The sequence below is a fragment of the Sphingomonas sp. CCH9-F2 genome (genome assembly GCF_001556735.1).
GTDB classification, from domain to species: domain Bacteria; phylum Pseudomonadota; class Alphaproteobacteria; order Sphingomonadales; family Sphingomonadaceae; genus Sphingomonas; species Sphingomonas ginsenosidimutans.
This window is the reverse complement of record NZ_LSJO01000189.1, coordinates 1-415: the sequence shown is the minus strand read 5'-3', so window position 1 is coordinate 415 and position 415 is coordinate 1. Positions and strand designations below refer to the sequence as shown.

1 protein-coding gene is annotated in these 415 nt (G+C 66.5%); it reads left to right on the top strand.

Going from position 1 to position 415, the window contains the following annotated elements; all coding sequences use genetic code 11:
- Positions 1–415 (top strand): efflux RND transporter permease subunit (locus AX685_RS05610; protein WP_197418503.1); only part of this gene is annotated, 415 nt, incomplete at both ends.

Here is a 415-nt window from a genome sequence, read left to right as displayed (position 1 = left end):
GCGACGTGAGTGCCGAACAGACGTCCGGCGCGCCGACCTTCGACGTGCAGATCGATCGGCAAGCGGCGGGCCGTTATGGCCTGTCGGTTGAGGAGGTGGCGAACACGGTCTCGGCTGCGCTTGGCGGGCGCGAGGCCGGGTTGTTGTTCGAGGGAGACCGGCGGTTCGACGTCGTGGTCCGCCTCCCCGATGCGCAACGGGATGACCTTGAGACACTGGGGTCGATCCCGGTGATGCTGCCCACTGCCGAGGGTCAGGTGGCGCGCTCGATCCCGCTCAGCCAGGTCGCCCGGTTCAACTACACGCAGGGGTTGAACCAGGTTAGTCGCGAGAATGGCAAGCGGATGGTGGTCGTGCAGATCAACGTCCGCGGGCGCGATCTTGGCGGGTTCGTCGACGAAGCACAGGCGAGGAT